Genomic DNA, 26,381 nt, shown 5'->3' on the forward strand with positions numbered 1-26,381 from the left:
TGATTCGCCTATAAACGCGATGTTCTGTTACTGTTCTTTTCTATTTCCTACAGATATGGCCATGCGTTATGCCACCGACTCGATCCACGACCACGAAGGAGTGACAAAAAATGGAACACGCCGCGACCGCGATCCGGCAGGCCAATGATTGCCTTGCGCGAACACTGACATTTGCCGTTGAGGGGGCAGACAAGCCTCGTCATCAGATCGCTCGCGAGGTTGGGATGCATCGCGAGACGTTGCTGCGCGTAATGCGCGGCGAACGCCCGATCGGAGTCGATGAAGCGGCCCGCATCCTGGATTCCTGCGGCGCCTATCCGCGCGCGACCCTCGTTCTTGCGCTCACGGGTCAGGAAGATCTCGCGTGCGAGTGGATGCGCTGCGCGATGGGCGAATTCCTTGAGCAGTTCTTCGAGGCCTTGCCAGGTCAGCTGGAACGGACCCTCGGCCAAAGAATTGGGGACCTCAGTCCGCGTTGGGCCAAGGGAACGTCTCAACTTGTGGCGCGCATGCTGGCTAAGCACATCGACGATTTTGCCGACCGCGACATCGCGTTGGCGCTCGCGCGCTGACGCCTGCTTGAACCTCGGAGGGGACCGAGCTTCTCAATCTTCCAGGAAACAAGAATGTCTGCGATTTCCCCGGAGTCCAAATCGAATTCGGTGCCGGAACCTTCTGACATCGATGGTCCCGCGAAGTACGCCGGTAACAGGTTGCTTCGTCTCCCCGAAGTGATGGCGCGCGTCGGCATGAAGCGATCGGCGATTTACCAGCGCATGAGTGATGGGCGCTTCCCGAAGTCGCGCTCCCTCGGCGCCAAATGCGCCGTGTGGGTCGAGCGGGAGATCGAGGAATGGATCGAACGAGTCGCCAACTCACCTCACGGCTCGTGATAAGCGGGCTTGATCATCTTGCACGCTGATGACGGCGACTCAGCAGAACCTCGCGCCCGAAAAGTTCATCAATTATGAGATCGGCGCGAAGTGGGACATCCGGCCCGACCTCAATGTCGCGCTCGCGCTGTGTCAGCTTGAGTGGACCAATGCAACAATGCCCGATCCGAACAATGTCACCGCCACGATCAATGTGGGTGAAACGCGGACCAAGGTCGTCGAGCTAGCTCTGACTGGGCGGCTCACGCCCAACTGGCAGGTGAGCGGCGGCTATGCCTACCAGGATGCGCAGCTGCCCGGAAACAGCTTCGAACATGCGCGATGAGACCGCAACGAACGGAAATGTTCTTTTGGTCCGCGCCGGGGCGGGCTCAATCAATCGTCATCATGATTCCGATAACGGTTACGGTAATAGCGATTGTTATAACCGTAACCGTTATAGCCGTTCCAGGAACGGTCATGCCATGTCTCGTGACGATCTTCCAACCTATCATGCTGGCGATTGTGCTGACGGTCTAAATAGCGATGGAGGCGGCGATGTCCCCGCCGGCTCACGCCTTCGTCATGGGCCTGCTCGTGGACCGAATCGAGCCTGTCATGTCCATCGTCATGCCTGTCTTCCAGACGGTCGTGCACGCGCGCGTGGGGATTGTGAGAACCGTCTACGTCGTCGGGGTGGGCCATCGCGGGTGTTGCCAGGCCGACGGCGAAGACGGAGGTGATTAGGGTAATTACGAGCTTACGCATTCGAAGATCTCCTCAAACTTCCGAGGATTAACCTTCTGCTACCGCTCGATTGAATGGATGATGAAGGCCCAATGCAGGCAGTGGCCTGCCTCCGGGGAAGTGGTCCATTTTGAGAGCTAGAAATCCGGCTATTGAAGCGCTTGGAAGGAGCGAGGAATAGCTCGCCCGGTCGTTGCATGAGGCGATGGGGAACATGCCTGATAGGGAGCGGGAAGGGCCGCGAAGTTAGTGGCGTTCCAAAAGCAGAAACCGGCGGGTGATCGCGCCCCGCACGAGCTGCGCAATAGCCGGTTTCCGGGTGCCGGTCCTTGACTCGATCCAGCAGCAGGCAGAGAATGTACGCATGAGACGAGCGCATAAATTAGCGCTGATCTTAGGCGTCCTACTCGGCCTGTTCGGACAGATAGTCACAGTTGCCGCAAGTCCTGCTGTGGCAACTGCCGTAAGCGGGGCGGCGCCAGCGATGATGCCCATGGACTGTGTCGGGATGATGCAAGACGATGGCGAGAAATCGCTACCCTGCCAGCAGATGACCCTCGCTTGCCTGGCGGGCATGGGTTGTCTCCCCCTTTTTGCGGTCAATAACCGGTCGTCCCCCGTGGCGGAAATGGTGAGCACGGATTTACTGCTCATCTCGCCATCTTATCCGGCGCTCCTCGGACGATCGACCCAGCCTGAACAGCATCCACCCAACACCTTGGCCTGATAATTCGCCAGGCGAACCCTTCCGAACGCTGGACAGCGCCGCGCGCTGCCCACCTCTTCGGGACCGGTTTTGCCCAAGGCACTTTCAGTCCAAGGAGAAGAATCATGAAGACCTTGATATTCAGCGTAGCCATCCGGTGAAGGCCGCAGCCGACTTCGGTTAGGCGGCGATGGCGGTGCGGTTGATCTGCCAGTTCCAAGGCAGCAGCTGATCGAGCTGACTGGCGGGATGGTCGGCGATGCGGGCGAGGACATCAGCAAGCCAGGCCTGCGGGTCGATGTCGTTGAGCCGTGCGGTCTGGATCATCGTGTAAAGGACAGCGGCACGTTGGCCACCGCGATCTGACCCGCAGAACAACCAGGCCTTGCGGCCGAGCGGCACGCAGCGCAGCGCGCGTTCGGCGGCGTTGTTCGTGAGGCAGACCCTGCCGTCGTCGAGGAAGCGGGTGAAGGCGTCCCAGCGCCGGAGCATGTAATGACATGCCTTGGTGAGATCGTGGTTGCGCGAGAGCCGGGCGAGCTGAGTGGTGAGCCAGGCGTGCAGTTCAGCCATGAGCGGTGCGCTCAGCTCGCGGCGCACAGCGAGCCGCTCGTTCGCATCCTTGCCGTTGATAGTGCGCTCGACATCGAACAGGGCATCGATCCGCTGCACGGCCTCCACCGCAATCGGGTAGATCATGCCTGCGTGCTCGCCGCGGCTCTTCTTGCGAGCCGCGCTGGCAACGTCCGCTAGTTCGAAGAACTTACGCCTTGCGTGGGCAAAGCAGCCAGCCTCGAGCACGGGCGCGGGCATGCGCCCGGCAGCATAGAGCTCGCCGTAGCCGCCATAAGCGTCGGCCTGCAGGATCCCTGACCAGGACGCGAGATGGCTTCTTGGATGTTCGCCGCGCCGATCGCGAGAGTAGTGAAACAGCGCCGCAGGCGGATCGGCACCGGCGAACGGCCGGTCATCGCGCACGTAGACCCACAACCTTGCCGTATCGGTCTTGACCTTGGCCATGACCGGCACGGTGGTATCGTCGCCGTGCAATCGCGTCGCAGCAAGCACGTGGGCCTCGATGAGCCGGTAGAGCGGCATCAGCGCGAACGCCGCGGCGCCGACCTGGTCGGCGAGGGTCGAAGTGCTGAGCGGCACGCCTTCGCGTGCAAAGCGCTCGGCCTGGCGGTTAAGCGGCTGGTGCTGCCCGTACTTCTCGAACAACAGCATGGCGAGGAAGCTCGGTCCCGCCCAGCCGCGCGGCACGACATGGAACGGCGCCGGTGGCTGGGTGATCGTCTCGCAGTCCCGGCAGGCGAACTTCTCGCGCACGGTCTGGATGACCTTCCAGGCGCGCGGGATCACCTCGAGCGTCTCGGTGACGTCCTCGCCCAGCTTGGACAGCCGGCTGCCGCCACAGGATGGGCACGAGCACGGCGCCGGCACGATGACCCGCTCGCGCGGCAGGTGCTCGGGAAAGGGCTTCCGGGCCGGCCGCTTGCGTTCGAAGGCAGTGACGGCCGCGGTCTTCTGGGCTGCGGCTTCGGCAGCGAGGTCGTCCTCGGCCGCGTCGGCCTCGAGCTCTTCGAGTTGCAACTCCATCTGGTCGAGCAGCCGCCGAGTGCGCTCGGCGCTGGCGCCGTACTGCTCGCGCCTCAGCTTGGCGATCTGCAGCTTGAGGTGCGCGATTACCGCCTCGGTCGCGCTCTCCCGAGCATGTGCATTGGCGAGCTTGGCCTCGGCCTCTTGGGCCCGCTGGGTCGCGCTCGCCAGCAGCGCCTTGAGCGCTTCGATATCATCAGGAAGGGGCGAAACGGCTGCTTCCATGACCGCGATGGAATCACAGAAAAGCGCCCGAATGAAGCGCAAAATGCGAGGGCAGAGAAGAAAACGGGCGTACTATCCCGCGCTCTGCGGACGCCAGGAATACTGCGGGTTACGCCAGTCGATCCCGTCGAGCAGACAGGCCAGTTGCGAGGCTGTCAGCGACACCATGCCGTCCTTCGCCGAGGGCCAGACGAACCGCCCCTTCTCGAGCCGCTTGGCGTAGAGCGACATGCCGATCCCGTCATGCCAGATCAGCTTCACCAGCGATCCGGCACGCCCACGAAACACGAACAGATCGCCGCCGTGGGGATCGCGCTTGAGGCCTTCTTGGACCAGCAGGGCCAGGCCTTGCATCCCCTTCCTCATATCGGTGTGGCCCATCGCGATCCACACGCGCGCACCTGCAGGGATCACCGCAGCGCTCTCAAGGCCGCCGCGACCAAGGCTGGCGATGCCGAAGTGAAGATGCTGACCCGGTTGCCACGCGCCAGATCAACGACAATCGCTGGGGCAAGGCCTGGCCGGGCCAATCCTGCCTCCTCGGCCATCATCGCCTCGGCAAACCGCGGTGCCGAACCCTCGGTCACCGCCTGCTCAGAGCTAGCTTCACGCAGCTTGCGCCGCCACGTGTAAACCAACGACGTCGAAACATCGTGCTGCTGGGCCACCCTAGCCACGCAGGCACCGGGCGAAAACGCCTCAGACAGAATCCGCAGCCGCTCTTCGTCACTCCAGCGCCGGCGCCGCTCAGGCCCTGAAAATACCGTCACCTGACCCATCAACCGCTCCTAAGCGCGCTCTTGAGCACGAGCTTAAGACCGGTCACTCACCTCCAGGACAAGGCGGGACCCACCGGATGGGTACTATTCAGCGCCGCGGTGGCCGCATTCACGATGCTCGTCGCCGCCCCGGTTCCGGCATTGGCACAAGCAGATGTCCAGAAACCAGCTGCCATCAAATGTGAGTGGCAACCCCAGGCTCCTGGTCCGCGTGCGCCGCTGAGTGCGCGGGTCTGCAGGAAGGTCGCCGATCAGCGCGAGCAGTCGACAGGGATCGGCGGACCGGAAGGTAGTGTGCGGGAGGTTCTGCAAAATCGCTTGAGGAGCGAGGCGGTCATGGCAGGCTGGTGATGTTCTACGTCACCAAGGAGACCCGCCATGACCAGGAGCGAAGTTAAGCCCGCGATCGCCGCTGTCAAAGAGTTGATGTGCCAGGAACCCGATGCGCTGCGCGAGATCGTGCGCAGCGTGATGCAGGCGATGCTCGAAGCCGAGATGGACGGAGCGCTTGGCGCGGGCAAGGGCGAGCGGACCGAGGGGCGCCTGGGCTATCGCTCGGGATATTACCCGCGCACCCTGGTGACCCGCGTCGGCAAGCTGGAACTGCGGGTGCCGCAGGACCGGGCCGGACGCTTCTCGACCGAGCTGTTCGAACGCTATCAGCGCTCCGAGCAGGCCCTGGTCGCCACGCTGGCCGAGATGTACGTCCAGGGGGTCTCGACCCGCAAGGTCAAGGCGATCACCGAGGAACTGTGCGGCCACGCCTTCTCGGCATCGACGATCTCGGCGATCAACAAGAAGCTCGATGCCAGCCTCGCCGCCTTTGCCCACAGGCGGCTCGACGAGCCGTTCCCCTATCTGATCCTCGATGCCCGCTACGAGAAGGTGCGCGAGGCGGGTGTGGTGATGAGCCAGGCAGTGCTGATCGCCATCGGCATCGACTGGGACGGCCGACGGCAGATTCTGGGCGTCGTGATGGCCAACCGCGAGAGCAGCTCGTCGTGGAAGGACTTCCTGCTGCGGCTGCGGACCCGCGGCCTGCACGGCGTCGAGTTCGTCGTCGCCGATGACCATGCCGGCCTGCGCGCGGCGATCCGCGAGGTGCTGACGGGCGCGGCCTATCAGCGCTGCTACGTGCACTTCCTGCGGAACGCGCTCGACCATCTGCCGCGCAAGGCCGACGACGACTGCCTGCAGGAACTGCGCTGGCTCTACGACCGGCGCAACCTCGCCGAGGCCCGCGCCGATCTCGCCCAATGGCTCGCCAGATGGCAGGGCAAGTATCCCAGGCTAACCGACTGGGCCGAGGAGACGATCGAGGAGACCTTCTCCTTCTACCGGCTGCCGAGGCAGCATCACAAGCATCTCAAGAGCACCAACATGCTCGAGCGCCTCAACGAGGAAATCCGGCGCCGAACCTACGTCGTGCGGATCTTCCCCAACGCTCCCAGCTGCCTGCGCCTGGTGCGGGCACTCGCCGTCGAAACCCACGAAAACTGGCTCGAGGCAAACCGCTATCTCAACATGGGCGATCTGCGCGAGCAGAAGAAGCTCGAACTACGCCAAGCCGCATGACCAGAACCGTGACCGCCAATTTGCAGAACTTGACGCACACTACCGACCGGAATGCGATCCGGCCTATACCGGCGAGACCGGCCGTTATGTGTGGCGGTCGCGGCCACAGTATGGTCCGCGCGCGCCGTTGCAGGGACCGGTCCGCGTTTGGGTCGACGGGCGCGATGTCTGCTGACGCATGATGTGATGGCGAGGCGCTAACTTGGCCTCGCCGTCGATCGTGGACCGGGCGAACATCGCCTGTTCCAGGCTTGTTGGAGCTCTTCGGGAGGCGCTTTCTTGGCTCCTCCCGAAGCCCTCTGCGACAGTCTACTGTTTGTTGATGGCCATCAGCTCGCCAGCGTTGCCATCGAGCTTCAATTCGAAATTCACCTGATCGCCCACCTTCACGCTGTCGATCAGGGTTGGCGCTGCCTTGAACGCCATCGTCATCGCCGGCCAGTTGGCCTCGGCGATCGGACCATGGTCGAGCGTGATCGTCCCGGCGCTCTTGTCGACGGCTGTCACCTTGCCGGTGCCCTTCGCCATCTTGGCTGTAGGCGACATCTCCATTTTACCCATGTCGCCCGCCATCGCATTGGTCTCCGCAGCCGCAGGCGACGCCGTGTTCGTGGCCGCCGTCTCGTTGGACTCGGTCTTGGAGCCGCAGGCGGCGAGCGCAATAGTGATGCCGAGAACGGTCAGTGCGTGCAATTTCATCATAGTCTCCTTTCGTGGTGCTTCATGGTTTGGTGTGAGGGGACCGTCGCCTCAGAAGCAGATAGGCGGCGGGAATAACGAACATGGAGAGGAGTGGCGCGGTCAGCATCCCGCCGACCATGGGCGCCGCGATACGGCTCATGACTTCCGAGCCCGCGCCAGATCCGACTAGGATCGGCAGGAGGCCAGCAATGATGACGGCCACCGTCATCGCCTTGGGCCGGACCCTGAGCAGCGCGCCTTCGCGTACCGCCTCTGCAATATCTGCCTGCGACGGCCTTTGGCCGCGGGCCTGAAGGGCGTCCTTCAGGTAAATCAGCATCACCACCCCGAACTCGGCGGCGACGCCGGCGAGCGCGATAAAGCCTACGCCGGTGGCGACCGACTGGTGGTAACCGAGGAGGTAGAGGATCCAGAAGCCACCGGTGAGCGCAAAGGGCAGCGTGCCCATGATGAGCGCCGCTTCGTCGAGCCGTCGGAAGATCAGATAGAGCAGGAGGAAGATTATCGCGAGCGTGGCTGGCACGACGATCTTCAGCCGGTCGATCGCGCGCGAGAGATATTCGAACTGACCGGAATAGGCGAGGCTGACTCCGGGCGAGAGCTTCACCTTGTGCGCCACTGCTGTTTGTAAATCGTCGACCACCGATGCGAGATCGCGTCCTCGAACGTCAATATAGACCCAGGTCGAGGGCCTCCCGTTTTCGGTTTTAAGCATCGGCGGTCCATCGCTGATCGCGATCTGCGCGACGCTGCCTAAAGTGATCTGCTGGCCGGACGGGGTAAGCAAGGGGAGGGCGTGCAGCGCGTCCGGACTGTCGCGCAGTTCGCGAGGGTAGCGGACATTGATGGGATAGCGCGCCAGCCCCTCGACGGTCTGGCCAACATTTTCGCCGCCGATCGCACCGGAGACGATCGCCTGGACATCGGCAATATTGAGACCATAGCGCGCGGCGGTCATCCGATCGATCCGGACATCGACATAACGTCCACCGGTGAGCCGTTCGGCCAGGGCCGAGCTCACCCCAGGCACGGTCTTGGCGACCTGTTCGACCTCGCGCGCAATGTGATCGATGGCGGCAAGATCCGCGCCTGAGACCTTGACGCCGATCGGGCTCTTGATGCCGGTTGCCAGCATGTCGATCCGGTTGCGGATTGGGGGCACCCAGATGTTCGCAAGGCCCGGCACTTTCACCGCACGATCAAGCTCCTCGACCAGTTTGTCGGGGGTCATGCCCGGCCGCCATTGATCGCGCGGCTTGAAGCGGATCGTCGTCTCAAACATTTCGAGCGGCGCAGGGTCGGTCGCGCTTTCCGCGCGCCCGGCCTTTCCGAACACGCTCTGCACCTCGGGCACCGACTTGATCATACGATCGGTCTGCTGGAGGAGCTCCGATGCCTTGGCGGCTGACAAGCCAGGCAGAGCCGAGGGCATGTAGAGAAGGTCGCCTTCATTCATGGCCGGTAGGAACTCACCGCCAAGCCGCGACAGGGGCCAGGCGGTCGTCAGGAAGACCAGCCCCGCCAAGACTAGGGTCGCCTTGGGCCGCTTCAGTACCCAGTCGATGGCGGGGCGATAGGCCCTCGTCAGCGTCCGATTGACCGGATTCGCCTGCTCGGACGGTATCTTGCCTCTGATGAGCCAGCCCATCAGCACCGGTACGAGCGTCACCGAGAGGATCGCGGCCGCTGCCATGGTGTAGGTCTTAGTGAAGGCCAGCGGCGCGAAGAGACGCCCCTCCTGCGCTTCCAACGTGAAGACCGGGACGAACGACAAAGTGATGATGAGGAGCGAGAAGAAGAGCGCCGGCCCCACTTCGCGCGCCGCGTCGGTGACAACGGTCCACCGCGCCGGCCCTTCCAGCTCTTCACCGGGGTGATCATGCTCCCATTGCTCTATCCGCTTGTGGGCGTTCTCAATCATCACGATTGCCGCGTCGACCATGGCGCCGATCGCGATCGCAATGCCGCCGAGCGACATGATGTTGGCGTTGACGCCCTGCAAGTGCATCACGATGAAGGCGGTCAGGATGCCGAGCGGCAACGTGACGATGGCGACGAGGGCCGAGCGCACGTGCCACAGGAACAGGGCGCAGACGATCGCAACGACGACGAACTCCTCGACGAGCTTGTGCGTAAGATTCTCGATCGCCGCATCGATGAGGTGCGAGCGGTCATAGGTCGGCACGATCGCGACGCCGCGGGGAAGGCTCTTCTTAAGGACCTCAAGCTTGTCCTGGACCGCCTGGATGGTGGCGCGCGCATCCGAACCCGAGCGCAGGATAACGACGCCGCCAGCCACCTCGCCATCGCCATCGAGTTCGGCGATGCCGCGCCGCATTTCAGGGCCGAGTTGGATGGTGGCAACGTCCCCGAGGGTCACCGGCACGCCGCCCGCCGCGGTGCGTAGCGGGATGGCGCGGAAATCGTCGAGCGTCTGCAGATAGCCCGAAGCGCGCACCATATATTCGGCCTCGCCGAGCTCGAGGACCGAGCCGCCGGTTTCCTGATTGGCCTGCTCGATCGCCGTGACGACCTGGGCATGAGTGACGCCGAAGCCGGCCAGCTTCACCGGGTCGAGCACGACCTGATATTGTTTGACCATGCCGCCAATGCTGGCGACTTCAGCGACGCCCGGCAGGCTCTTGAGCTCATAGCGCAGGAACCAGTCCTGCAGCGACCGCAGTTGGGCCAAGTCGTGTCCGCCGGTCCGGTCGACCAGCGCATATTGGTATACCCAGCCAACACCGGTCGCGTCGGGCCCGATGGCGCTCCGAGACGTGTCGGGCAGGCGCTCCTGCACCTGATTGAGATATTCAAGCACGCGCGAGCGCGCCCAATAAAGGTCGGTGCCATCCTCGAAGATCACATAGACGAAGCTGTCCCCGAAAAAGGAATAGCCGCGCACGGTCTTGGCACCCGGCACCGAGAGCATCGTCGTTGCGAGCGGATAGGTGACCTGGTTCTCGACGATCTGCGGTGCCTGGCCCGGATAGGTCGTGCGGATGATGACCTGGGTGTCGGAGAGGTCGGGCAGCGCGTCGATCGGCGTGCTACGCAGGGCGAGCAGTCCGCTCAGGACCAGCGCCAGCGCGCCCAGCACCACGAACAGGCGGTTGTTGGCCGACCAGTCGATGAGCCGACCGATCATCGCGCTGCCATTCGGGTCAGGGTGCGAACGACGGGGCCTTCCGCGCCCTGGTCGAAGCTGAAGGCAACCCGGTCGCCCTTCTTGAAACCGCGCGCAAGCGCTGGGGCGCCCAGCCTGAACGTCATCGTCATGGCCGGCCACTTGAGCGCAGGGACAGGCTCGTGGCTGAGGGTGATCCGATCTCCCGCGAGGCTCTCGATCCGGCCATTCGTGCGATAGGCACCGTTCGAAGGTGCTGCTGCACCCGGAGCGGGGCTTGCTCCGCCGATCGGACGCGCCTCGATGCCCGAGAGACTGGCCTCGGAATCGATCAGGAACTGGCCGGAGGCGACGACCTTCTCCCCTGCGGCGAGACCGGCAAGGATTTCGGTCTGGCCTCCTGCCTCCGCGCCGGTCTGCACCTCCGCGGGCCGATAGCGCCCTTGTGGCAGAGCCAACATGACGATCGTGCGCTTGCCGGTCCGAATGACCGCCTCCGAAGGGACGAGCAATGCCGGGCGCGCTGTGCTTCCGAAACCGACCGAGGCGAACATGCCGGGCCGCAGGCGTCCGCCTCGATTGGGAAGCTCGATGCGCACGGTGAGGGTTCGGCTTTCGGCGGCGACGCTTGGAAGGATCGCGGCGATGCGGCCGGTGAAGCGTTCGCCCGGATAGGCCGCGAGTGATGCGGTTGCGCTTTCACCCGGACGGAGACTTCCGGCCATCGCTTCGGGCACGGCAGCATACAGCCATACCGTGCCAAGCCCGTTTATCTCCGCGAGCGTCTGACCGCTCGTCACCGTCATCCCGGCCCTGACGCCCAGCGTCTTGATGGTGCCGCCGGTCGGCGTCGAGATCGTCGTGACATTATGCGGTCGCCCGCTGCGCTCGACGGCCGCGACCGTCCCCGGTGGCATACCAAGCAGCAGAAGACGCTGCCGGGCGGCGCGGCCGAGGCCCGCATCGCCGATCCGCCGCACCGCCAGATATTCGGTCTGCGCGCCCGCCCATTCCGGCACGAGGATATCGGCGAGCGGCGCGCCCTTGCCAATCACGTCGCCTGGCGCGCGCGCATAGACACGCTGAACGAAGCCACCGGTCCGGGACTGCACAATCGCAACGTCACGCTCGTTGAACTCGATCGTACCGGTTGCCGTGAGGGCGGAGCCAAGCGTGCCCGTGCGCGCTTCTGCGATGCGCAGACCCAGCGATTGCGTCCGTGCGGGGTCTATCGATACGCCGGCCTCGCCGCTCGCCGCCTCGTCGGCATATTTGGGGACAAGCTCCATATCCATGAACGGCGACTTGCCCGGCTTGTCGAAATGCTGGCTCGGGACCATCGGATCGTACCAGTAGAGGATCTTGCGCGCGCCGGGACCTGCCGCAGTGGGCGGGCCGCCATGGTTCCAGCTGGCCAGTCCGTAGCCAAGCCCCCCGGCCGCAATAGCAAGTACGGCTGCGGCAATCCCCAGCTGCACACGCGAGGTCGTGTCGAATTTCATTGGCTGTTCCCCCCAAAGGTGAGGACGAGCCGCGCGGCATCGCGCGCGACGGCGGCCTCCCTGTCGAGCAATTGGAGCTCGCTGTCGGCGAGCATGGCCCGGGCCTCGATCACGTCGAGAAGCTCAGCGCGACCCGCCGCATAGCTGGCGGTCTCGAGCTCGGACCGGTTGCGCGCAAGCGGTAGCAAGGTCTCGCGTGCGCGGACCCATTGTTCATGGTGCATGTCATGGTCGGCAAGGCCTGCCTCGAGGTCCGCGAGGAGGGTTCGCCGCATGTCCTCCTGACTGGCGAGCGCCGCTGCCGCGGTCGCCGTGCTGGCCGCGATCATCGGGTCCTGGCGCCTGCCCGCAAAGAGGGGCAGGCTGATGGTCACGCCGGCTGAGACCATGTCGCCGTAGCGATCAGCCCGGCGCTGGTAGGCAACGTCGAACCCCCAGTCGGGCCGTTTGTCGGCCCGCGCGATGGCGACGTCGGCCTCGGCCTGGGCCACGCGAGTATGGGCGGCTCCGAGATCGGGATGAGCGGCTATGCTTGCCCGAAGGGCGGCGCCATCGATGATGAGAGCGGGAACGTCGCCGGCGGTCTCGGGCGCTAGCTCGCCCGTCCAGCGCGAGAGGACAGCGCGTTGGCGCGCCACTTCGGCGACGAGCTCACTCCTGCGGTCTTCCAGGGCCGCAAGCGACTGCTGAATCTGCAGCGTTTGCGCCGGACGCGCTGCGCCTGAGGTGACGCCCGCTTTCGCGGCCGAGGGAAGGGGGGCAAGGCGAGAAAGGACTCGGTCGAGGGCATCGAGGCGACGCTCCGCATAGGCGAGATCGATCCAGGCCAGCGCCGTTGCAACCTTGACTCGGCGAGCCTCCGACAGAAGCGTGGCTTCAGCTGCCGCGAGATCGGTCCGCGCCCGGGTCGTGCGAGCATGGCGCTTCGCGGCATTCGGAAGCTCCTGCGAGATTCCCACCCGCGCCATCGTCATGCTGTCCTCGGCAAAGCTGCCCGCCGGTGGGCCAGACACGGGAAAATTGTCGATGCCGAGCCCGAGCCGGGGATCGGGTAGCTGACCGGCGGCGGGCAATGCGGAGCGCCGGGCGTCGGCCTCCAGCGCCTTGGCGCGCAGGGATGGCGCCTGCGCCTCCGCACGGGCCAGCGCTTCCTCGAAGCGCAGCGGCTCGGCGAGCGCGGAATTCGTGGTCAGCGCGAGCACAGGGATGGCGAAGAAGAAGATGCGCATGGAGGACTCCCATTGCGGAGGTCCCGGGCCGTCATGAGAAGTAGTGAGAACCAACATGCGCCGACGCGGGATCGTGCCCGCGCCGGCGCGACGCGCCTGGCCTCACTGTTTTATCTTATCGGCCGGGAACCGTGGTTCAGCCGGCCGAAGGCGACATGCGGTGATCATGCATGGATTTCATGCAATCGGCCGCGCTCGTCTTCATCATGTCGCAGGCGCAATTCGCCATCTGCGCGCTGTCGGGTACCCACAAGCGCTTTTGCGCCGGGCCGGTTGCTCGCGGCCCATATTGTGGCACCGACTTCCATTCCCAGTGTCCTTGTGGCGCACTGTTCTGGTCAGTCGCCCATGCGGGCGCGGCGAGGCTGAGGACCGCCAGCAGGGCGGCCGAAATCGACTTCTTGATCATCACGAATATCCTTGGCTGAATGGAGAGGAATCGCGGGGCGTCTGGACGCGACAAGAAGCCGCGCGCCTGACGGGCGCGATTGTTCAATCAGCCAAGGAGGGTGGGCGGCTCTGGTTCGGGCGCGTACTCGTGCCCGTGCAGGACACTGACGGTGGTCCAGAAGGTGGTCTGGTCGTGAAACCATGGCGACCCGGGCGTGGGCAGTGCATTACCCAGCAGGATAGGTACGACGCATCCCATCGCCCCGATGCAATCGAGCGTAAGTCCCCTGCACGGGGTTCCTTTTGGCGCGGGCTGCTGCTTGGCCATCATCGCCATGCAATCGGCGTCCATCGCCATCGCTTTGGGTGCACTCGCGGTAACGGGCACGCCGTGCGCATAGGCCAACTGCGCCCCGAAGAGGCCGAGGAGCGCTCCGACGAGGAGCAGAGAGGCGAAAAAGCGTTTCAAGACCGTTTCTATCTATCGCAGCCCAACCTTGCCGACAATGGCCAACTATACTTGATGGCGCGCAAATATCCGCGTTCCCGAAGGACCGAATGCAATGACAACATAGGCATCGCCGCGACGACCCGGGACTTCCATGCCCGGTGATCCCACCGGCATGCCGGCCACGGCAAGGCCAGCAATGCCCTTCGGGCGCTGGGCGAGCACCCGCTTCATGTCTGCGATGGGGACATGACCTTCAAAAACCATGCCGTCGATGACCGCGGTATGGCAGGAGGACAGCGAGGTCGGAACGCCGCGAGCCCGCTGGAACGTAGCTCGGGATTGATCGTCGACCATGCTGATGCGCCGCCCGAACTGCGCGCGCACTTGTGCGGCCCATTGCTCGCAGCACCCACATCCAGGGTCGCGATGGATCACTATCGGTCCCGCAGCGCTTGCTGCGGTTGCCAGGAAAAGCGATGCGGCTCCAAGCAGGCGGCGCTTCAGCACGTTCGGTTCCTCTTTCCTTCATCTGCCTATACGCGATCGGGGGAAGCACCCCTCGAAATCTGTTCGCGCGTCAATCGAGGCGCGAAAGGATGACCTTCATCTCATCGATCTAGCGGCGCTGAGACGTGCGGATTTCGCCGCACAGCCGCTTGACCTCTGCATTCCGGATATCCGCTTGGCGGCACATCAGGATCGCGCCCGAATGATGCGGGATCATCGAACGCAGAAAGGCTCGGTCACCGATCGTCGTCTGCGAACGGATCAGGGCGAACGACCCAAAGAAAGCGGCCGCCGATACGACGATGATCGCAATATTGGTGGAGCGCGACGCAAACATGTGCTTCATCGCCAGGATCATCAGCACCACCATGGGCGCCACCATCATCAGCGTCATGTAGAGCATGTTGAGATTGTTGTAGAAGCTGTCGAAGTTGTCGATCATGACGAACATCACGAGGTACATGATGACGGCGCTGACCAATGTCTGCACGGCAAGGCTCATATAGCCGTTCATCTTACTGCCTGCGTCCTGCGAATGGTCCATCTCCGTTCTCCTGTCTGCCCCCGCTGAGTTATGGGCTCGCTTCCCACCCTCCTTGTGCGCTCAGAACCAGATCCGGACACCGGCAACAAAGCTCGTCGTTGTCGAATCTTCGCCGTCGTCGCGCGCGTAACGGGCCGTCTGCCCGCTTTTCGCGTCGTAGGACACACCCACATAGGGCGCGAACTGGCGCGTGATCTCATAGCGAAGCCGCAAGCCGAGTTCGGCGTTGGAAAGACCGGCCCCGATGCGGTTTTCCGGCACGTCTTGCGCAGCGAAGTTCAGTTCGACCCGTGGCTGCAAGACTAGGCGCTGGGTGAGGCGCTGGTCATAATAGCCCTCGACGCGCCCGAGCAGGTCGACCTTGTCCGAGAGGAAGACAGCGCCCTCGACCTCGAACCAATAAGGGGCAAGACCTTCGAAACCGAGGACGGCATAGGCGCGCGAGGGATTGGGCTTGAAGTCGTAGCGCACCCCTGCCTGAAGGTTGAAATAGGGTCCTATGGCGCAGCTGTAGAGCGCCTGGATCTCGGCGGCCTCCACGCCGTTGCGGAAGGCACCTTCTCCTTCGGACTTCAGGGTCAGCCGGTTGATGTCGCCGCCGAACCAGGCCTCACCGTCCCACCGATAGCCGTCATGACCCTGGCGGACCTGATACTCGGCAAGGTTGAACATGACCTGTGACAGCGTCTGCCCCCCTTCTTCCGCCATCATTTTCCGACGCGCCCGCGCCATTTCGGCGGGGGGAAACTGGCGATCGGCATAATGGTCCATTGGCGGCCTTGGAGCCGGCTCACTGCCTGCAGGCAGCGCCGTCCCGGTCGGCTGCATGGCGGGCATCGCGGTCATGTCGTGACCGGCAGGTTCGTTCTGCTTGTCCATGCCCGGCATGGCATCATGATCCATCGTCTCTGAGGGGCTGGCGGACATGCCCGGCATGGTGGAGTGATCCATCTCCTTCATATCATGACCCTGATGCACCGCCGGTGGCTTGGCGGGCTTGGGCGGTGCGCGCCTGGCCGGGCGCGCCGCGGGCGCTGATCGACGCGGCGCTGGCTTTCTCGCTTTGGGCTTGGGTTTTGCAGCCTGCGGCTGTGCCGCCGGCATCGACATGCCCGGCATATTGTGCATCGAATGATTCTGCGCGAACGCGGGTGCTGTAAGGGCCATGGTGGCTGCGGCGGCGAGGAAGGGGGCGAGCCGCATCATGCTGCCTCTCCCTTGGGACGGACGCTGACGACGCGCATCATGCCGGCGTGCATGTGGTAGAGCAGATGGCAGTGGAAGGCCCAGTCTCCGACGGCGTCCGCCGTGAAGTCCCAGGTCACCTTTCCGCCCGGCTGAACGATCACGGTATGCTTGCGCGGCCCATGATCCCCATGGCCGGTCACCAGCTCGAAAAAATGACCGTGGATATGGATCGGATGGCCCATCATGCTGTCGTTGATCAGGTTCACCCGCACGCGCTCGCCCTCGATGAACGGAATGGGCTCATGCACGTCGGACATCTTCTCGCCGTCGAAAGACCACATGAATCGCTCCATGTTGCCGGTGAGATGGATGTCGATGCTGCGAGACGGCGCGCGCACGTCGGGATTGCGGTCGAGCGCCATCAGGTCCTTGTAGACGAGGACCTTGTGACCAACGTCCTCGAGACCCTGTCCGGGCTCGCCCGTCCGATCCGTCGGCATCGGCGAGATGGTCTGGACGCCGGGTCCGCGCTTGACCTGAGGTGCGTTAGAGAAGTCGCGCATGTTCATCGCGCCCATGTCATGACCCGCCATGGGCTGACTGCCTGACATCGCGCCATGGCCCATCGCCGCGTGATCCATGCCGCCCTGGGCCATGGAGGAATGGTCCATCGCGCCCATCTGACCATGGTCCATTCCCGCCATTTCCGGCATGGTGCTTTGGATGGCGGCTCCGGCAGCGACGCCCGAAGCAAGTCGCCCCGACTCATTCTTCTCTGCTGTCGGATCGACCCCGCGAGACGGGCTCATGCCACCCGACATGTCCATGCCTTTGCCCTGCATGCCGGACATATCCATCCCCATGTCCTTCATCGTCGCGATGGGACGTTTGCGAAGGGGCGGAACCGGCGCGCTCATGCCGGCCCGAGGCGCTAGGGTTGCCCGCGCCATGCCGGAGCGGTCGATCGCCTCGCCGACGAGCGTGTAGGCCTTGTCCTCGGTCGGCGCGACGATCGCGTCATAAGTCTCGGCAACGCCGATCTGGAACTCGTCGACCTCGACCGGCATGACATTCTGGCCATCGGCCTGGACGATGGTGAGGCGTAGCCCTGGGATGCGGACGTTGAACGTTGTCATCGCGGAGGCATTGATAAACCGCAGGCGGACCCGCTGGCCTGGCGTGAAAAGCGCGGTCCAGTTGTCGAAGGGGCCATGGCCATTGACGAGATAGGTATAAGCGGCACCCGTGGCGTCGGAGATGTCGGTCGGATCCATCCGCATCGCCCCCCAGTCGACCCGGTCCTTGAGCCGCTGGTCCTTACCTGCAAGCAGGCCCGCGAGCGTCTGCCGCTGGAAATTGAAATGGCCTGGATCGACCTTCATTCGCCGGAAGATCGCCTCTGGCGAAAGCTGGCTATGATCTGACAGAACAATGACATGTTCGCGGTCGAAGCGTACGGGATCGGCTCCAGCGGGATCGATGACGATCGGGCCGTAATGCCCAAGCTGCTCCTGGAGGCCGGAATGGCTGTGGTACCAATAGGTGCCGTTCTGACGGACGGGAAACTCGTAGAGATAGCTCGACCGCGGCTTGATGCCCGGAAAGGACACACCAGGAACGCCGTCGTGCTGGGGCGGCACGAGAAGCCCATGCCAGTGAATCGAGCTGTCTTCGTCAAGCTCGTTGATCACGTTGAGTCGTACCGTCTGGCCTTCGCGTAGGCGGATGAGGGGTGCCGGCACGGTGCCGTTGACGCCGATCGCGGCCGACCGGCGCCCATCGATCGTCATCGTTTGCCGCGCGATCTTCAGCGTAATGTCGGTGCCCGATACGGTTGGAAGCGGCGCGGTGAGCCCTTCGGAAACCGGTTGGGCCCATGCCGGCATCCAGGCCGCCAGGGCGGCCGTCCCGCCTGCAAACCCGACCCCTCGCAAGAAGTCCCGGCGGTCGAGGGTTGAAAGGTCCATTGCGCGCGATTCCTGTCCTGAACTCTCAGGAGTTACGCAGGGTCGGCATCAACCCCTCAAAATTTCCGCCAGTTTCGCGCGCGCGCGATAGAGCCTGGTCTCCACGGCCTTTTCGCTGATGCCGAGAACGCCCGCACTTTCAGCTTGGCTCATACCTTCGATCGTTCGCAGGACGAGCACATCCTTGAGGCTGGCAGGTAGGGTGGCGATCGCGGCCATTGTCCGCTCAAGTTCGCGCCGGTCGTCGAGCCGGACGTCGGTCGAGATCCCGGGATCAGCCACATCGATCGCCTCCTCGATCGGCCGCGCAAAGGTAAAGAGACGGCGCACCGCGCGGCGGCGAGCCCAGTCGCGCGCTTTATTGATCGCGATGCGCGAGATCCAGAGACGAAAGGGCCGTTCGCCGTCATAGCTGCGTAGCGCGGCGAATGCCGCGATGAAGCTCTGCTGGGCCAGGTCGACCGCGGCGTCCGCGTTTCCGGTATGACCGCGCAGCAGGCGAAAGACGCAGTCCCGGTGGCGCCGCATCAGCTCGCTATAGGCTGTCTGTCGCCCACCCAGCGCAAGCGCGGCTAGCTCGCCGTCCGAGCAGGCGGCGAGATCAAGGCTCACGGTTCCTTGGCCGTGAGCGCCTTTACGACGGCCGCGTCAAATTTGGCAGCCTGGTCGGGTTTCAGGACCGCTCGCATGGCGAAGATATGCTCGAGCGTTTCCTTCTGAAGCTGACCCATCGCCTGATGCGACCGATCGACTGCGCCGCCGACAGCGGGACCATAGCCATGTTCGGCCTGGATAGCGTCGGCGAGCCGCGCATTGTCCGCCCGAAGTTCGAGCTCCAGCGCCTGTTTGCGGATCGCGAAGCGGCGCTCGATTTCGTCCATGCGCGCTTGTTGCGCACTATCGAGGTCGAGCTCGTGGTGGAGCAGTGCATGCAGTTCAGTTTCGACCGGGGCTGGCGGCGCGATGAAGGCCCGGCCAAGGAAGGCGCCAGCGATCGCGGCCACGAAGGCGACCACCGCAATCAGCACGAGGCGACGGCGATCGGTCATTCGCTCGTCCCGAGAAGCGTCGATGGCGCCAGTGCCGGCGGCGCGCCGAAGGGGGCGATCGATGCCACCCGAGTCTCGCGCGCAGGTATGGCTGATCCCAGAAGTCCGACGGAAAGGGCGACGCCGGCGGCGATGCCGAAGACGGCTCCTGATAGAGGCGCACCGTGCCGGCGCTGGTAGGCAAGCGCGTCGATCACCGCGCCGTCGATCGCCTCCAAACGCGGATCGACCGGAAGCTCTCTCAGGCGGCTCAGTGCTGCATCAACGTCCATCATCTCGCTACTCCCGCCCCTGCGCATTGGATTTACGCATGGTAGCGAAAAATCCCTCATCGCCAATCGAGTGGGCACCGATGAGGGATCGGCACTCAATCTGCGTAATGGTCATCGAACGCGAAGGAGATGTTCGATGAAGACCAAGACTCTGTTCGCCGCGTTCGCGGCCCTTTCGATCGGCGTGTCGGCCCCGGCACTGGCGCATCCCAAGCTGGTGAGCTCATCGCCCGCCGCGAGCGCGACCGTTGCCGCGACAAACCGGCTTACCCTGACGTTCAGCGAGCGTTTGATGCAATTATCCGGTATCGACCTTGCGATGACCGGCATGCCCGGAATGGCAAATCATGCGCCGATGAAGATTGGCGGCGTGAGGACCACCGTTGGCCGGGATGGCAAGACGCTGATCGCGGCTTTGCCGCGTCGGCTCGCCGCGGGCACCTACAAGCTGGATTGGCACGTCGTCTCGGTCGACACGCACCGCATCGCCGGCAGCCTGACCTTCACGGTCCGCTAAATTGGCGGACTGGCCGCTCATCGCGATCCGCTGGGCTCTCTACGCGGATCTCGGGCTGCTGTTCGGACTGCTCCTCTTCGCGCTCTACGCCCTGACCGGCGACGAGCGCGAGAGATTGCTGCCCCTCCGCGGGTTGACCGTGGCGCTGGCCGTGCTGGGCATCCTGCTGAGTGGCTATGGCTTCCTGCTGTCCGCCGCTGCCATGCTTGGCGTGGGTGTCGAAGGTGTCGATCGCGCGAGCGCGATGATGCTGCTCACCGAGACGAATGTTGGATGGGCTCTGCTCGCGCGGATGGCGGTTCTGGCCATCTTGGGCATCGCCGCCCTGACCTCTGTGTTGCGTCGGGTGGCCGGGCTCGCCCTCCTCACCGGTCTTGCTGCCATAGCTGTCGCGAGCCTGGCCTGGTCGGGCCACGGCGCCGCCACCGAGGGACCAGCAGGGATGGTCCAATTGGCCAGCGACATTATTCATTTGCTGGCTGCCGCGGCCTGGATCGGCGCCTTGGGTGCGTTCATCCTTATCGTATCGCGCCGGGTCCAGACACCGGACACGCTCAATGCGGCGCATCGAGCGCTTGCCAGTTTCGCGGCTTCCGGGACGATCATCGTCGGCCTAATCATAGTGACGGGGCTGGTGAACAGCTATTTTCTCGTCGGTCCACAAAATGCGTTAAGACTTGCAGAAAGCGACTACGGCCGGCTCCTTCTGATCAAGCTCGCCTTGTTCGCCATCATGCTGGGGCTGGCGGCGGGTAATCGTTTTCGGCTGACGCCGGCGCTGGGCAAAGCCGTCGGCGGGGATGGTGCCGCAGCGGCCGTGGTGCGGCTGAAACGAAGCCTGTGGATCGAAATTGTCTCCGGCATCCTGATCCTCGGACTGGTTGCATGGTTAGGAACGCTGCCACCGCCAGCTTCTTGAGGTGCGTAAAAGGGGCCTTGACCCTGACATGATGTCAGACCCTAGATCGGCATGCGTTGGAAAGGAGACGGTTTATGACCGATTCGAATACCACGGCGCATGAAGATCATGGCTGCTGCGGAGCCCATGCACATCACGCGCAGCGCGAAGGCATGACGACAGAAGTCAAGGATCCGGTCTGCGGCATGACCGTCGATCCGGCAAAGACGCCGCATCATGCTGTCCACCAGCGCCACGATTATTATTTCTGCAGTTCGAGTTGTCTCGCCAAATTCGAGGCAAATCCAGCGCGCTATCTGACGGCGGAAACGCCTGCGACAGTCGAGGCCGCGCCGGGGACAATCTGGACCTGCCCGATGCATCCGGAAATTCGCCAGGATCATCCGGGCCCTTGCCCAATCTGCGGGATGGCGCTGGAGCCCGAAACGGTCAGCGCGGACACGAGGCCCAGCGCGGAACTTGTCGATATGACTCGGCGGTCCTGGATCGGGCTGGCGCTGACCCTTCCCGTGTTCGCCCTCGAGATGGGAAGTCACCTCATCCCGGCCCTTCATCGCCTGATCGATCCGAAAACATCGACTTGGCTCCAGTTTACGCTCGCAACCCCGGTCGTGCTGTGGGCGGGGTGGCCATTCTTCGAGCGAGGCTGGACATCGATCCGCAGCCGGAATCTCAACATGTTCACGCTGATCGCCATGGGAACGGGTGTCGCCTGGGCCTACAGCGTCATCGCGACGCTTGCTCCGTCAATCTTCCCGGATGCCTTCGAGGGCATGGACGGAACCGTCGCCGTCTATTTCGAGGCGGCCGCGGTCATCACCGTCCTCGTCCTGCTAGGGCAGGTTCTTGAGCTTCGGGCGCGCGAACGCACATCAGGCGCCATCAAGGCGCTTCTGAATCTTGCGCCGAAGACCGCCCGACGGGTCGTCGGGGATGGACGGGAGGAGGAGGTCTCACTTGAGACTATTGTCGTCGGTGATCGTCTGCGCGTGCGTCCCGGTGAAAAAGTGCCTGTGGACGCGATCGTCGAGGACGGACGATCGGCGCTCGATGAATCGATGGTCACTGGCGAATCCATGCCGGTCAGCAAGAGCGTGGGCGATGCCGTCATCGGGGGCACACTCAACCAGAGCGGCGCGCTTGTCGTCCGCGCCGCGAAGGTGGGCCGCGACACGATGCTATCCCGGATCGTGCAAATGGTTGCCGATGCGCAGCGCTCACGCGCGCCCATCCAGCGCCTCGCCGACCAGGTGGCGGGGTGGTTCGTACCCGCCGTCCTGCTCGTCGCGATCCTGGCCTTTGTCGTTTGGGGAATCTGGGGTCCCGAGCCACGCTTTGCCCATGGTTTGATCGCCGCGGTCGCGGTGCTCATCATTGCGTGCCCCTGCGCGCTCGGTCTCGCGACTCCCATGTCGATCATGGTGGGTATCGGCCGTGGGGCAGGGCTGGGCGTGCTCATCAAGAACGCCGAAGCGCTCGAGCGGCTCGAAAAGGTTGATACGCTGGTTGTCGACAAGACCGGCACGCTGACGGAGGGCAAGCCCTCGGTAACCCGGATCGTGCCTGCCGGAAGCTTTGATGCCGATGAATTGCTCCGCCTTGCGTCTGGCGTCGAGCGTGCATCCGAGCACCCGCTCGCACTGGCGATCGTCGCGGCAGCTGAAGCTAAAGGAATTTCAATTCCGCAGGTCAGCGAGTTCAATTCTCCGACCGGCAAGGGGGCGATCGGTTTGGTCGATGGGAAGCGCATCACGCTCGGCAACGCCCGCTTCCTCGAAGAGAATGGCATCGTTGCCGGCTCCATGGCCAAGCAGGCCGACGAACTTCGCGAGGACGGCGCTACGGGAATCTTCATGGGGGTCGACGGCCAAGTCGCGGGTGTCTTCGCGATCGCGGACCCGGTCAAGGAGACGACGCAAGAGGCTTTGTCGGCATTGCGGGCCGAAGGCATTGCCGTGGTGATGTTGACCGGCGACTACCGGACCACGGCGCAGGCCGTGGCGCGAAGGCTGGGCATCGAGAAAGTCGAAGCCGAAGTCCTGCCCGACCAGAAGAGCGCGGTCATCGAACGGCTCAAAGGTGAGGGCAAGATCGTCGCCATGGCCGGGGACGGCGTCAACGATGCGCCGGCGCTTGCCGCTGCTGATGTCGGCATAGCGATGGGTTCGGGCACCGACGTCGCGATTGAAAGCGCCGGGGTAACGCTCCTCAAGGGCGACCTGACTGGCATCGTGCGCGCGCGTCGACTGAGCGAGGCGACGATGGCGAATATCCGCCAGAATCTGTTCTTTGCCTTCGTCTACAATGCGGCCGGCGTTCCGATTGCGGCGGGGTTGCTCTACCCCTTCTTCGGTATTCTGCTCTCGCCGATCATCGCCGCCGCGGCCATGGCATTGTCTTCGGTGAGCGTCGTTACCAATGCGCTCAGATTGAACAGAGTGAAGCTATGAATATCGGCGCAGCGTCCGAGGCCAGCGGTGTCTCCCAGCGTATGATCCGCCACTATGAAAAGATTGGGCTCATCCCATCTCCTGCCCGGCGCGGGAGCGGTTATCGTGACTATTCACCAGACGATGTCCACCGGCTCTCGTTCATTGCCCACGCGCGCGACCTGGGATTCCCGATCGACGGAATCGGAGAATTACTGTCTTTGTGGTCGGACCAGAGCAGGGCAAGCGCCGACGTGAAGGCGCTTGCCCTCGCACGTGCGGAGGAGCTTGGCCGCAAGGCCCGCGCGCTGGAGGCGATGCGTGCTTCGCTCCTCGACCTTGCATCGCGATGTCGGGGCGATAGCCGGCCTGAGTGTCCAATCCTTGACGGTCTGGAACAGGATTGAGCGCCAGCCCGTGCCGCGTCTCGCGGGCAACGTCGGACTTCGCTGAGCCACTGCGGCTATGAAACTGGCCACGCGAGAGGGTCTAAGCCGCAACGGGCAGTGGTCTTGGCATGCGGGCCGTGAGGCTAGTCATCGCGTTGGTAGCCTCCGCCTGTACGGTGGGAGCGCGAACCGCGCCGTTTCGTGATGCCACGCGATCCCAGATCGCTCCTGCCCCGAAGACTGGGTCAACCGTGCCGGCCTGCGGGGTCCGCTGCCTCCCGGGCCTGGCCGACGCAGGAATGCCGATGGGCTCTCCCGGCATGGAGGCAGACGGCCGCATTCGGCCGCTTCAGGTGATGGCATTCGGCGACTTGGGGCCACGCGTGTTCGCCCGTTACTCCTGATCAGCGAACCCAGCGGAAGACGACCGTGGCTCGATCAGCCTGGCCATGTCTCGCTCGAACACGCTTTGGCGCTCCTCGATCAAAGCGTTAGACGCACGGTCCCCAGAACCGTTCGGGGCGCTCCGGGCAGATTGAGGTTCGGCGAGGTGCCGTGGCCTGAGACGATGTAGCGCCGGTCGAACAGGTTGTAGACGTTGGCCTGCAAGCGGATCTTCCCGAGCTGCACCCAGCCGAGCGCGTCGACAGTGACGAACTTGGGCAGAACGACGGTGTTCCCCGGATTCGCGAAGCGATCGGCAACGTAGTTCGCGCCCGCGCCAAGTCCGAAGCGCTCGCCAAAGGACTTGGTCACAAACACGTTGGCGCTGTGCTTGGGCGTCAGCGTCGCCCGCTTGCCGAGAACGGGCTGCCCGTCATCAATGGCGACCGACTGGATGATTTTCGCGTCAAGATACGAGTATCCGGCAATCGCGCGGAACCCCGACGGCAGATCAAGATGAAGCGTCGCTTCGATGCCGCGGGTGCGCTGCGTACCGATAGGAATGATCGTGGTCGTACCCGGCACCGTCTGCTTGATCCCCGTTCGTTTGAGCTCGAACAGCGAAAGCGTGGCGCCCAATTGGCCGTCGAAGAGCGTGTACTTGGCGCCGACCTCCTTGTTTGTGGTCTTCTCCGGTTCGATGTCGGCGTTGTTTACCGCGAGCGCGAAGCCTTCGCCTGAGGGCTGGAAGGACTTGCTGTAGGAAACATAGTAGCTTTGTGCATTGTCGGGCTGGAACACCAGACCGACACGAGGGCTCCACTCGCTGTCCTTGCGCGAAACGTTCGGCAGAGCGAGCTTCTGGATGGTCTGCTGGTCGAACCAGTCGTGGCGCAGGCCGAGCAGCGCCTTGAAGCCCGAGCCGAAGTCGATGAGGTCCTGGACGTAGACACCCTCGTTGCGGAACTTGCCAGTATTGTTGGTGGCCGGCGTGCCGCCGAGGTCGATCTGCACGACCGGGAGGACCGGGTTGAACAGATCGACCGTGGTGAAGTTGTTGCGTGAATAAAGCAGCTGGCTCTTGGTTTGACGTGCGATCTCGACACCGACGAGCATGGTGTGGACCGTCCCGGCCAACGTCGCCTTGTGGGTCAGCTCGAGCTGGTTGGACCAGCCGTCCTCGTCACGGAAGAAGTTCGAGCGATTGAGTGAGGCGAGCGGCCGCGGCCGCGTCGCTGTCACACCCAAGACCGCACCGGTAAGCGTGTTGCGGCGGTCGAGCGCGTAGTCGTAGTGACGGAAGCCGTTGCGCAGCGAAGTGTTGTCGCCGAGCTGCTGGACCAGCGACACGGTCTGCGAGAACACCCGGGACTCGCTGGTGTCCGCCTCTTTGGCATTTGCCGCGCCGTAATAGGTCTTCGGATCAACATCGACCGGGCGGCCCAGGTAAGCAGGGATGCCGAAGTCGGTGATCCGCTTGTCACGCAGGTAATCGGCCTGGACTAGAACCTCGGTGCGCGGACCGGGGCGGAACAGGAACGAGGGCGCGATCGCCTCGCGGTCAAGGAACTGATATTGGCGGAAACTGCCGCTGCGTTCGAGCGCGCCGGTCAGGCGGAACCCGGTTTCACCACCGGCTGCCACGCGGCCAACATCGAACTCGCCGCGCCTGGTATCCCAGCTGCCTGCGGTGAGCGTGACCGAGGCGACGTTCTCGCCCGGCTTGCGCGTCACGCGGTTGATCAGCCCTCCCGAGGAACCTCGCCCATAGAGCACGGCGGCGGGCCCCTTGATAACCTCGATCCGCTCGATGTTGGACAGGTCCCGGAAATAGAGCGCGTCGTCGCGGAAGCCATCGATGAACTGATCGGAGATCGCGCTGAAGCCGCGGATCGTCACCTGGTCCCGCTGGCCGTCGCCATGGCTCATGCCGACGCCCGGCACGTTCTTGAGCGCGTCCTGTACCGACAATGCGCGCTGATCCCTGAGGACCGCGTCGGGGATAACATCGATCGTCTGGGGAATGTCGCGCAGTTCCGCAGGGACCTTGGCTGCAGTGGTCTGCTTGGGCGCGTAGCCATCCTGTTCACGGACACCGGTCACGACGATGGTATCGGCCGATGTATTTTCGGCTGCATCGGCCTCGACAGCGATTGCAGGCGTGCTGAATACAGGAACGAGGGCGACCGCGGCGGCGGTTGCAAAAAGCTTGGCGTGCATGAAATTCCCCTTCGAATGCGTGGCCCCCTAACGATATTGCGAAACACTCGCAATTAAATTCTTTCGGTGGATGGATGGTTGGGCTACGGGCC

At 63.8% G+C, this 26,381-nt stretch carries 26 protein-coding genes; 8 read left to right on the top strand and 18 right to left on the bottom strand.

Annotated elements, in window-relative coordinates:
- Positions 1–110 precede the first annotated feature (110 nt).
- Genes B0I00_RS02650 through B0I00_RS02660 form a run of 3 tightly spaced genes read left to right on the top strand, consistent with a single transcriptional unit; the run spans position 111 to position 1,218 of the window.
- A complete protein-coding gene (locus B0I00_RS02650) occupies positions 111–572 on the top strand; it encodes a transcriptional regulator (RefSeq protein WP_100865788.1) in 462 nt (153 codons plus the stop codon).
- A 54-nt stretch (positions 573–626) separates the two neighbouring features.
- On the top strand, positions 627–893 hold the full coding sequence (locus tag B0I00_RS02655; protein ID WP_232730086.1) for an AlpA family phage regulatory protein: 267 nt from the start codon (positions 627–629) through the stop codon (positions 891–893).
- Between the two features lie 28 nt (positions 894–921).
- Entirely contained in the window at positions 922–1,218 is a 297-nt protein-coding gene (locus B0I00_RS02660) for a TonB-dependent receptor domain-containing protein (RefSeq protein WP_100865790.1), read from the top strand.
- A gap of 50 nt (positions 1,219–1,268) precedes the next feature.
- On the opposite strand, the gene B0I00_RS16970 is transcribed toward B0I00_RS02660, so the two are convergent.
- The 4 genes from B0I00_RS16970 to tnpA all read right to left on the bottom strand — a co-directional run bounded on the left by B0I00_RS16970 (position 1,269) and on the right by tnpA (position 4,928).
- Positions 1,269–1,640 carry a hypothetical protein gene (locus B0I00_RS16970; RefSeq protein ID WP_157812454.1) on the bottom strand — a complete coding sequence of 124 codons (372 nt, stop codon included), beginning with the start codon at positions 1,638–1,640 and terminating at the stop codon, positions 1,269–1,271.
- Positions 1,641–2,505: 865 nt separating this feature from the next.
- Entirely contained in the window at positions 2,506–4,149 is a 1,644-nt protein-coding gene (tnpC, locus tag B0I00_RS02675; protein ID WP_100865793.1) for an IS66 family transposase, read from the bottom strand.
- A gap of 72 nt (positions 4,150–4,221) precedes the next feature.
- Positions 4,222–4,542, bottom strand: coding sequence for an IS66 family insertion sequence element accessory protein TnpB (gene tnpB / locus B0I00_RS02680; RefSeq protein WP_408635194.1), 321 nt, complete (start codon positions 4,540–4,542; stop codon positions 4,222–4,224).
- A gap of 17 nt (positions 4,543–4,559) precedes the next feature.
- The gene (tnpA, locus tag B0I00_RS02685) at positions 4,560–4,928 is read right to left on the bottom strand and encodes an IS66-like element accessory protein TnpA (protein ID WP_100865794.1); all 369 of its coding nucleotides are present in this window, start codon (positions 4,926–4,928) and stop codon (positions 4,560–4,562) included.
- Between the two features lie 378 nt (positions 4,929–5,306).
- On the opposite strand from tnpA, the gene B0I00_RS02690 reads away from it, so the two are divergent.
- Positions 5,307–6,503: an IS256 family transposase gene (locus B0I00_RS02690; protein ID WP_100865795.1), complete on the top strand. Its 1,197-nt coding sequence runs from the start codon at positions 5,307–5,309 to the stop codon at positions 6,501–6,503.
- Between the two features lie 309 nt (positions 6,504–6,812).
- Here B0I00_RS02690 and B0I00_RS02695 read toward each other — a convergent pair whose 3' ends face one another.
- From B0I00_RS02695 to B0I00_RS02755, 13 genes are all read right to left on the bottom strand, one after another.
- Positions 6,813–7,202, bottom strand: a complete 390-nt coding sequence (locus tag B0I00_RS02695; protein WP_100866456.1) for a copper-binding protein — start codon at positions 7,200–7,202, stop codon at positions 6,813–6,815.
- 22 nt (positions 7,203–7,224) lie between these two features.
- On the bottom strand, positions 7,225–10,353 hold the full coding sequence (locus tag B0I00_RS02700) for an efflux RND transporter permease subunit (RefSeq protein WP_100865796.1): 3,129 nt from the start codon (positions 10,351–10,353) through the stop codon (positions 7,225–7,227).
- Positions 10,350–11,834, bottom strand: coding sequence for an efflux RND transporter periplasmic adaptor subunit (locus B0I00_RS02705; protein ID WP_100865797.1), 1,485 nt, complete (start codon positions 11,832–11,834; stop codon positions 10,350–10,352). The genes B0I00_RS02700 and B0I00_RS02705 overlap by 4 nt, the downstream gene beginning before the upstream one ends.
- Positions 11,831–13,063: a TolC family protein gene (locus B0I00_RS02710; protein ID WP_100865798.1), complete on the bottom strand. Its 1,233-nt coding sequence runs from the start codon at positions 13,061–13,063 to the stop codon at positions 11,831–11,833. Before B0I00_RS02710 ends, B0I00_RS02705 begins: the two co-directional genes overlap by 4 nt.
- A gap of 136 nt (positions 13,064–13,199) precedes the next feature.
- Positions 13,200–13,472 carry a hypothetical protein gene (locus B0I00_RS02715; RefSeq protein ID WP_232730087.1) on the bottom strand — a complete coding sequence of 91 codons (273 nt, stop codon included), beginning with the start codon at positions 13,470–13,472 and terminating at the stop codon, positions 13,200–13,202.
- 87 nt (positions 13,473–13,559) lie between these two features.
- A complete protein-coding gene (locus tag B0I00_RS02720; protein ID WP_100865799.1) occupies positions 13,560–13,922 on the bottom strand; it encodes a hypothetical protein in 363 nt (120 codons plus the stop codon).
- Positions 13,923–13,967: 45 nt separating this feature from the next.
- Entirely contained in the window at positions 13,968–14,411 is a 444-nt protein-coding gene (locus B0I00_RS02725; protein ID WP_332870767.1) for a DUF411 domain-containing protein, read from the bottom strand.
- A 109-nt stretch (positions 14,412–14,520) separates the two neighbouring features.
- Positions 14,521–14,955 carry a DUF305 domain-containing protein gene (locus B0I00_RS02730; protein WP_232730088.1) on the bottom strand — a complete coding sequence of 145 codons (435 nt, stop codon included), beginning with the start codon at positions 14,953–14,955 and terminating at the stop codon, positions 14,521–14,523.
- Between the two features lie 60 nt (positions 14,956–15,015).
- Complete coding sequence (locus tag B0I00_RS02735) at positions 15,016–16,161, bottom strand: copper resistance protein B (RefSeq protein WP_100865800.1); 1,146 nt, start codon at positions 16,159–16,161, stop codon at positions 15,016–15,018.
- Positions 16,158–18,110 (bottom strand): copper resistance system multicopper oxidase, encoded by a 1,953-nt coding sequence (locus B0I00_RS02740; protein ID WP_100865801.1) that lies wholly within the window; start codon positions 18,108–18,110, stop codon positions 16,158–16,160. Before B0I00_RS02740 ends, B0I00_RS02735 begins: the two co-directional genes overlap by 4 nt.
- A 48-nt stretch (positions 18,111–18,158) precedes the next feature.
- Positions 18,159–18,722: an RNA polymerase sigma factor gene (locus tag B0I00_RS02745; RefSeq protein WP_100865802.1), complete on the bottom strand. Its 564-nt coding sequence runs from the start codon at positions 18,720–18,722 to the stop codon at positions 18,159–18,161.
- Entirely contained in the window at positions 18,719–19,159 is a 441-nt protein-coding gene (locus B0I00_RS02750) for a periplasmic heavy metal sensor (RefSeq protein ID WP_100865803.1), read from the bottom strand. Before B0I00_RS02750 ends, B0I00_RS02745 begins: the two co-directional genes overlap by 4 nt.
- Complete coding sequence (locus tag B0I00_RS02755; RefSeq protein ID WP_100865804.1) at positions 19,156–19,434, bottom strand: hypothetical protein; 279 nt, start codon at positions 19,432–19,434, stop codon at positions 19,156–19,158. Before B0I00_RS02755 ends, B0I00_RS02750 begins: the two co-directional genes overlap by 4 nt.
- A 133-nt stretch (positions 19,435–19,567) precedes the next feature.
- Here B0I00_RS02755 and copC point away from each other — a divergent pair, with 133 nt between their 5' ends.
- The 4 genes from copC (at position 19,568) to cueR (ending at position 23,703) form a co-directional block, all read left to right on the top strand.
- Positions 19,568–19,948, top strand: a complete 381-nt coding sequence (copC, locus tag B0I00_RS02760) for a copper homeostasis periplasmic binding protein CopC (protein ID WP_100865805.1) — start codon at positions 19,568–19,570, stop codon at positions 19,946–19,948.
- 1 nt (position 19,949) lies between these two features.
- Positions 19,950–20,867 carry a copper homeostasis membrane protein CopD gene (gene copD / locus B0I00_RS02765; protein WP_100865806.1) on the top strand — a complete coding sequence of 306 codons (918 nt, stop codon included), beginning with the start codon at positions 19,950–19,952 and terminating at the stop codon, positions 20,865–20,867.
- 74 nt (positions 20,868–20,941) lie between these two features.
- A complete protein-coding gene (locus tag B0I00_RS02770; RefSeq protein WP_100865807.1) occupies positions 20,942–23,317 on the top strand; it encodes a heavy metal translocating P-type ATPase in 2,376 nt (791 codons plus the stop codon).
- Positions 23,314–23,703 carry a Cu(I)-responsive transcriptional regulator gene (gene cueR, locus B0I00_RS02775; protein WP_100865808.1) on the top strand — a complete coding sequence of 130 codons (390 nt, stop codon included), beginning with the start codon at positions 23,314–23,316 and terminating at the stop codon, positions 23,701–23,703. The genes B0I00_RS02770 and cueR overlap by 4 nt, the downstream gene beginning before the upstream one ends.
- Before the next feature lie 465 nt (positions 23,704–24,168).
- On the opposite strand, the gene B0I00_RS02785 is transcribed toward cueR, so the two are convergent.
- Entirely contained in the window at positions 24,169–26,289 is a 2,121-nt protein-coding gene (locus B0I00_RS02785) for a TonB-dependent receptor (protein WP_100865809.1), read from the bottom strand.
- Positions 26,290–26,381: the final 92 nt, after the last annotated feature.

The sequence above is a fragment of the Novosphingobium kunmingense genome (assembly GCF_002813245.1).
In the GTDB taxonomy this organism is placed as follows: domain Bacteria; phylum Pseudomonadota; class Alphaproteobacteria; order Sphingomonadales; family Sphingomonadaceae; genus Novosphingobium; species Novosphingobium kunmingense.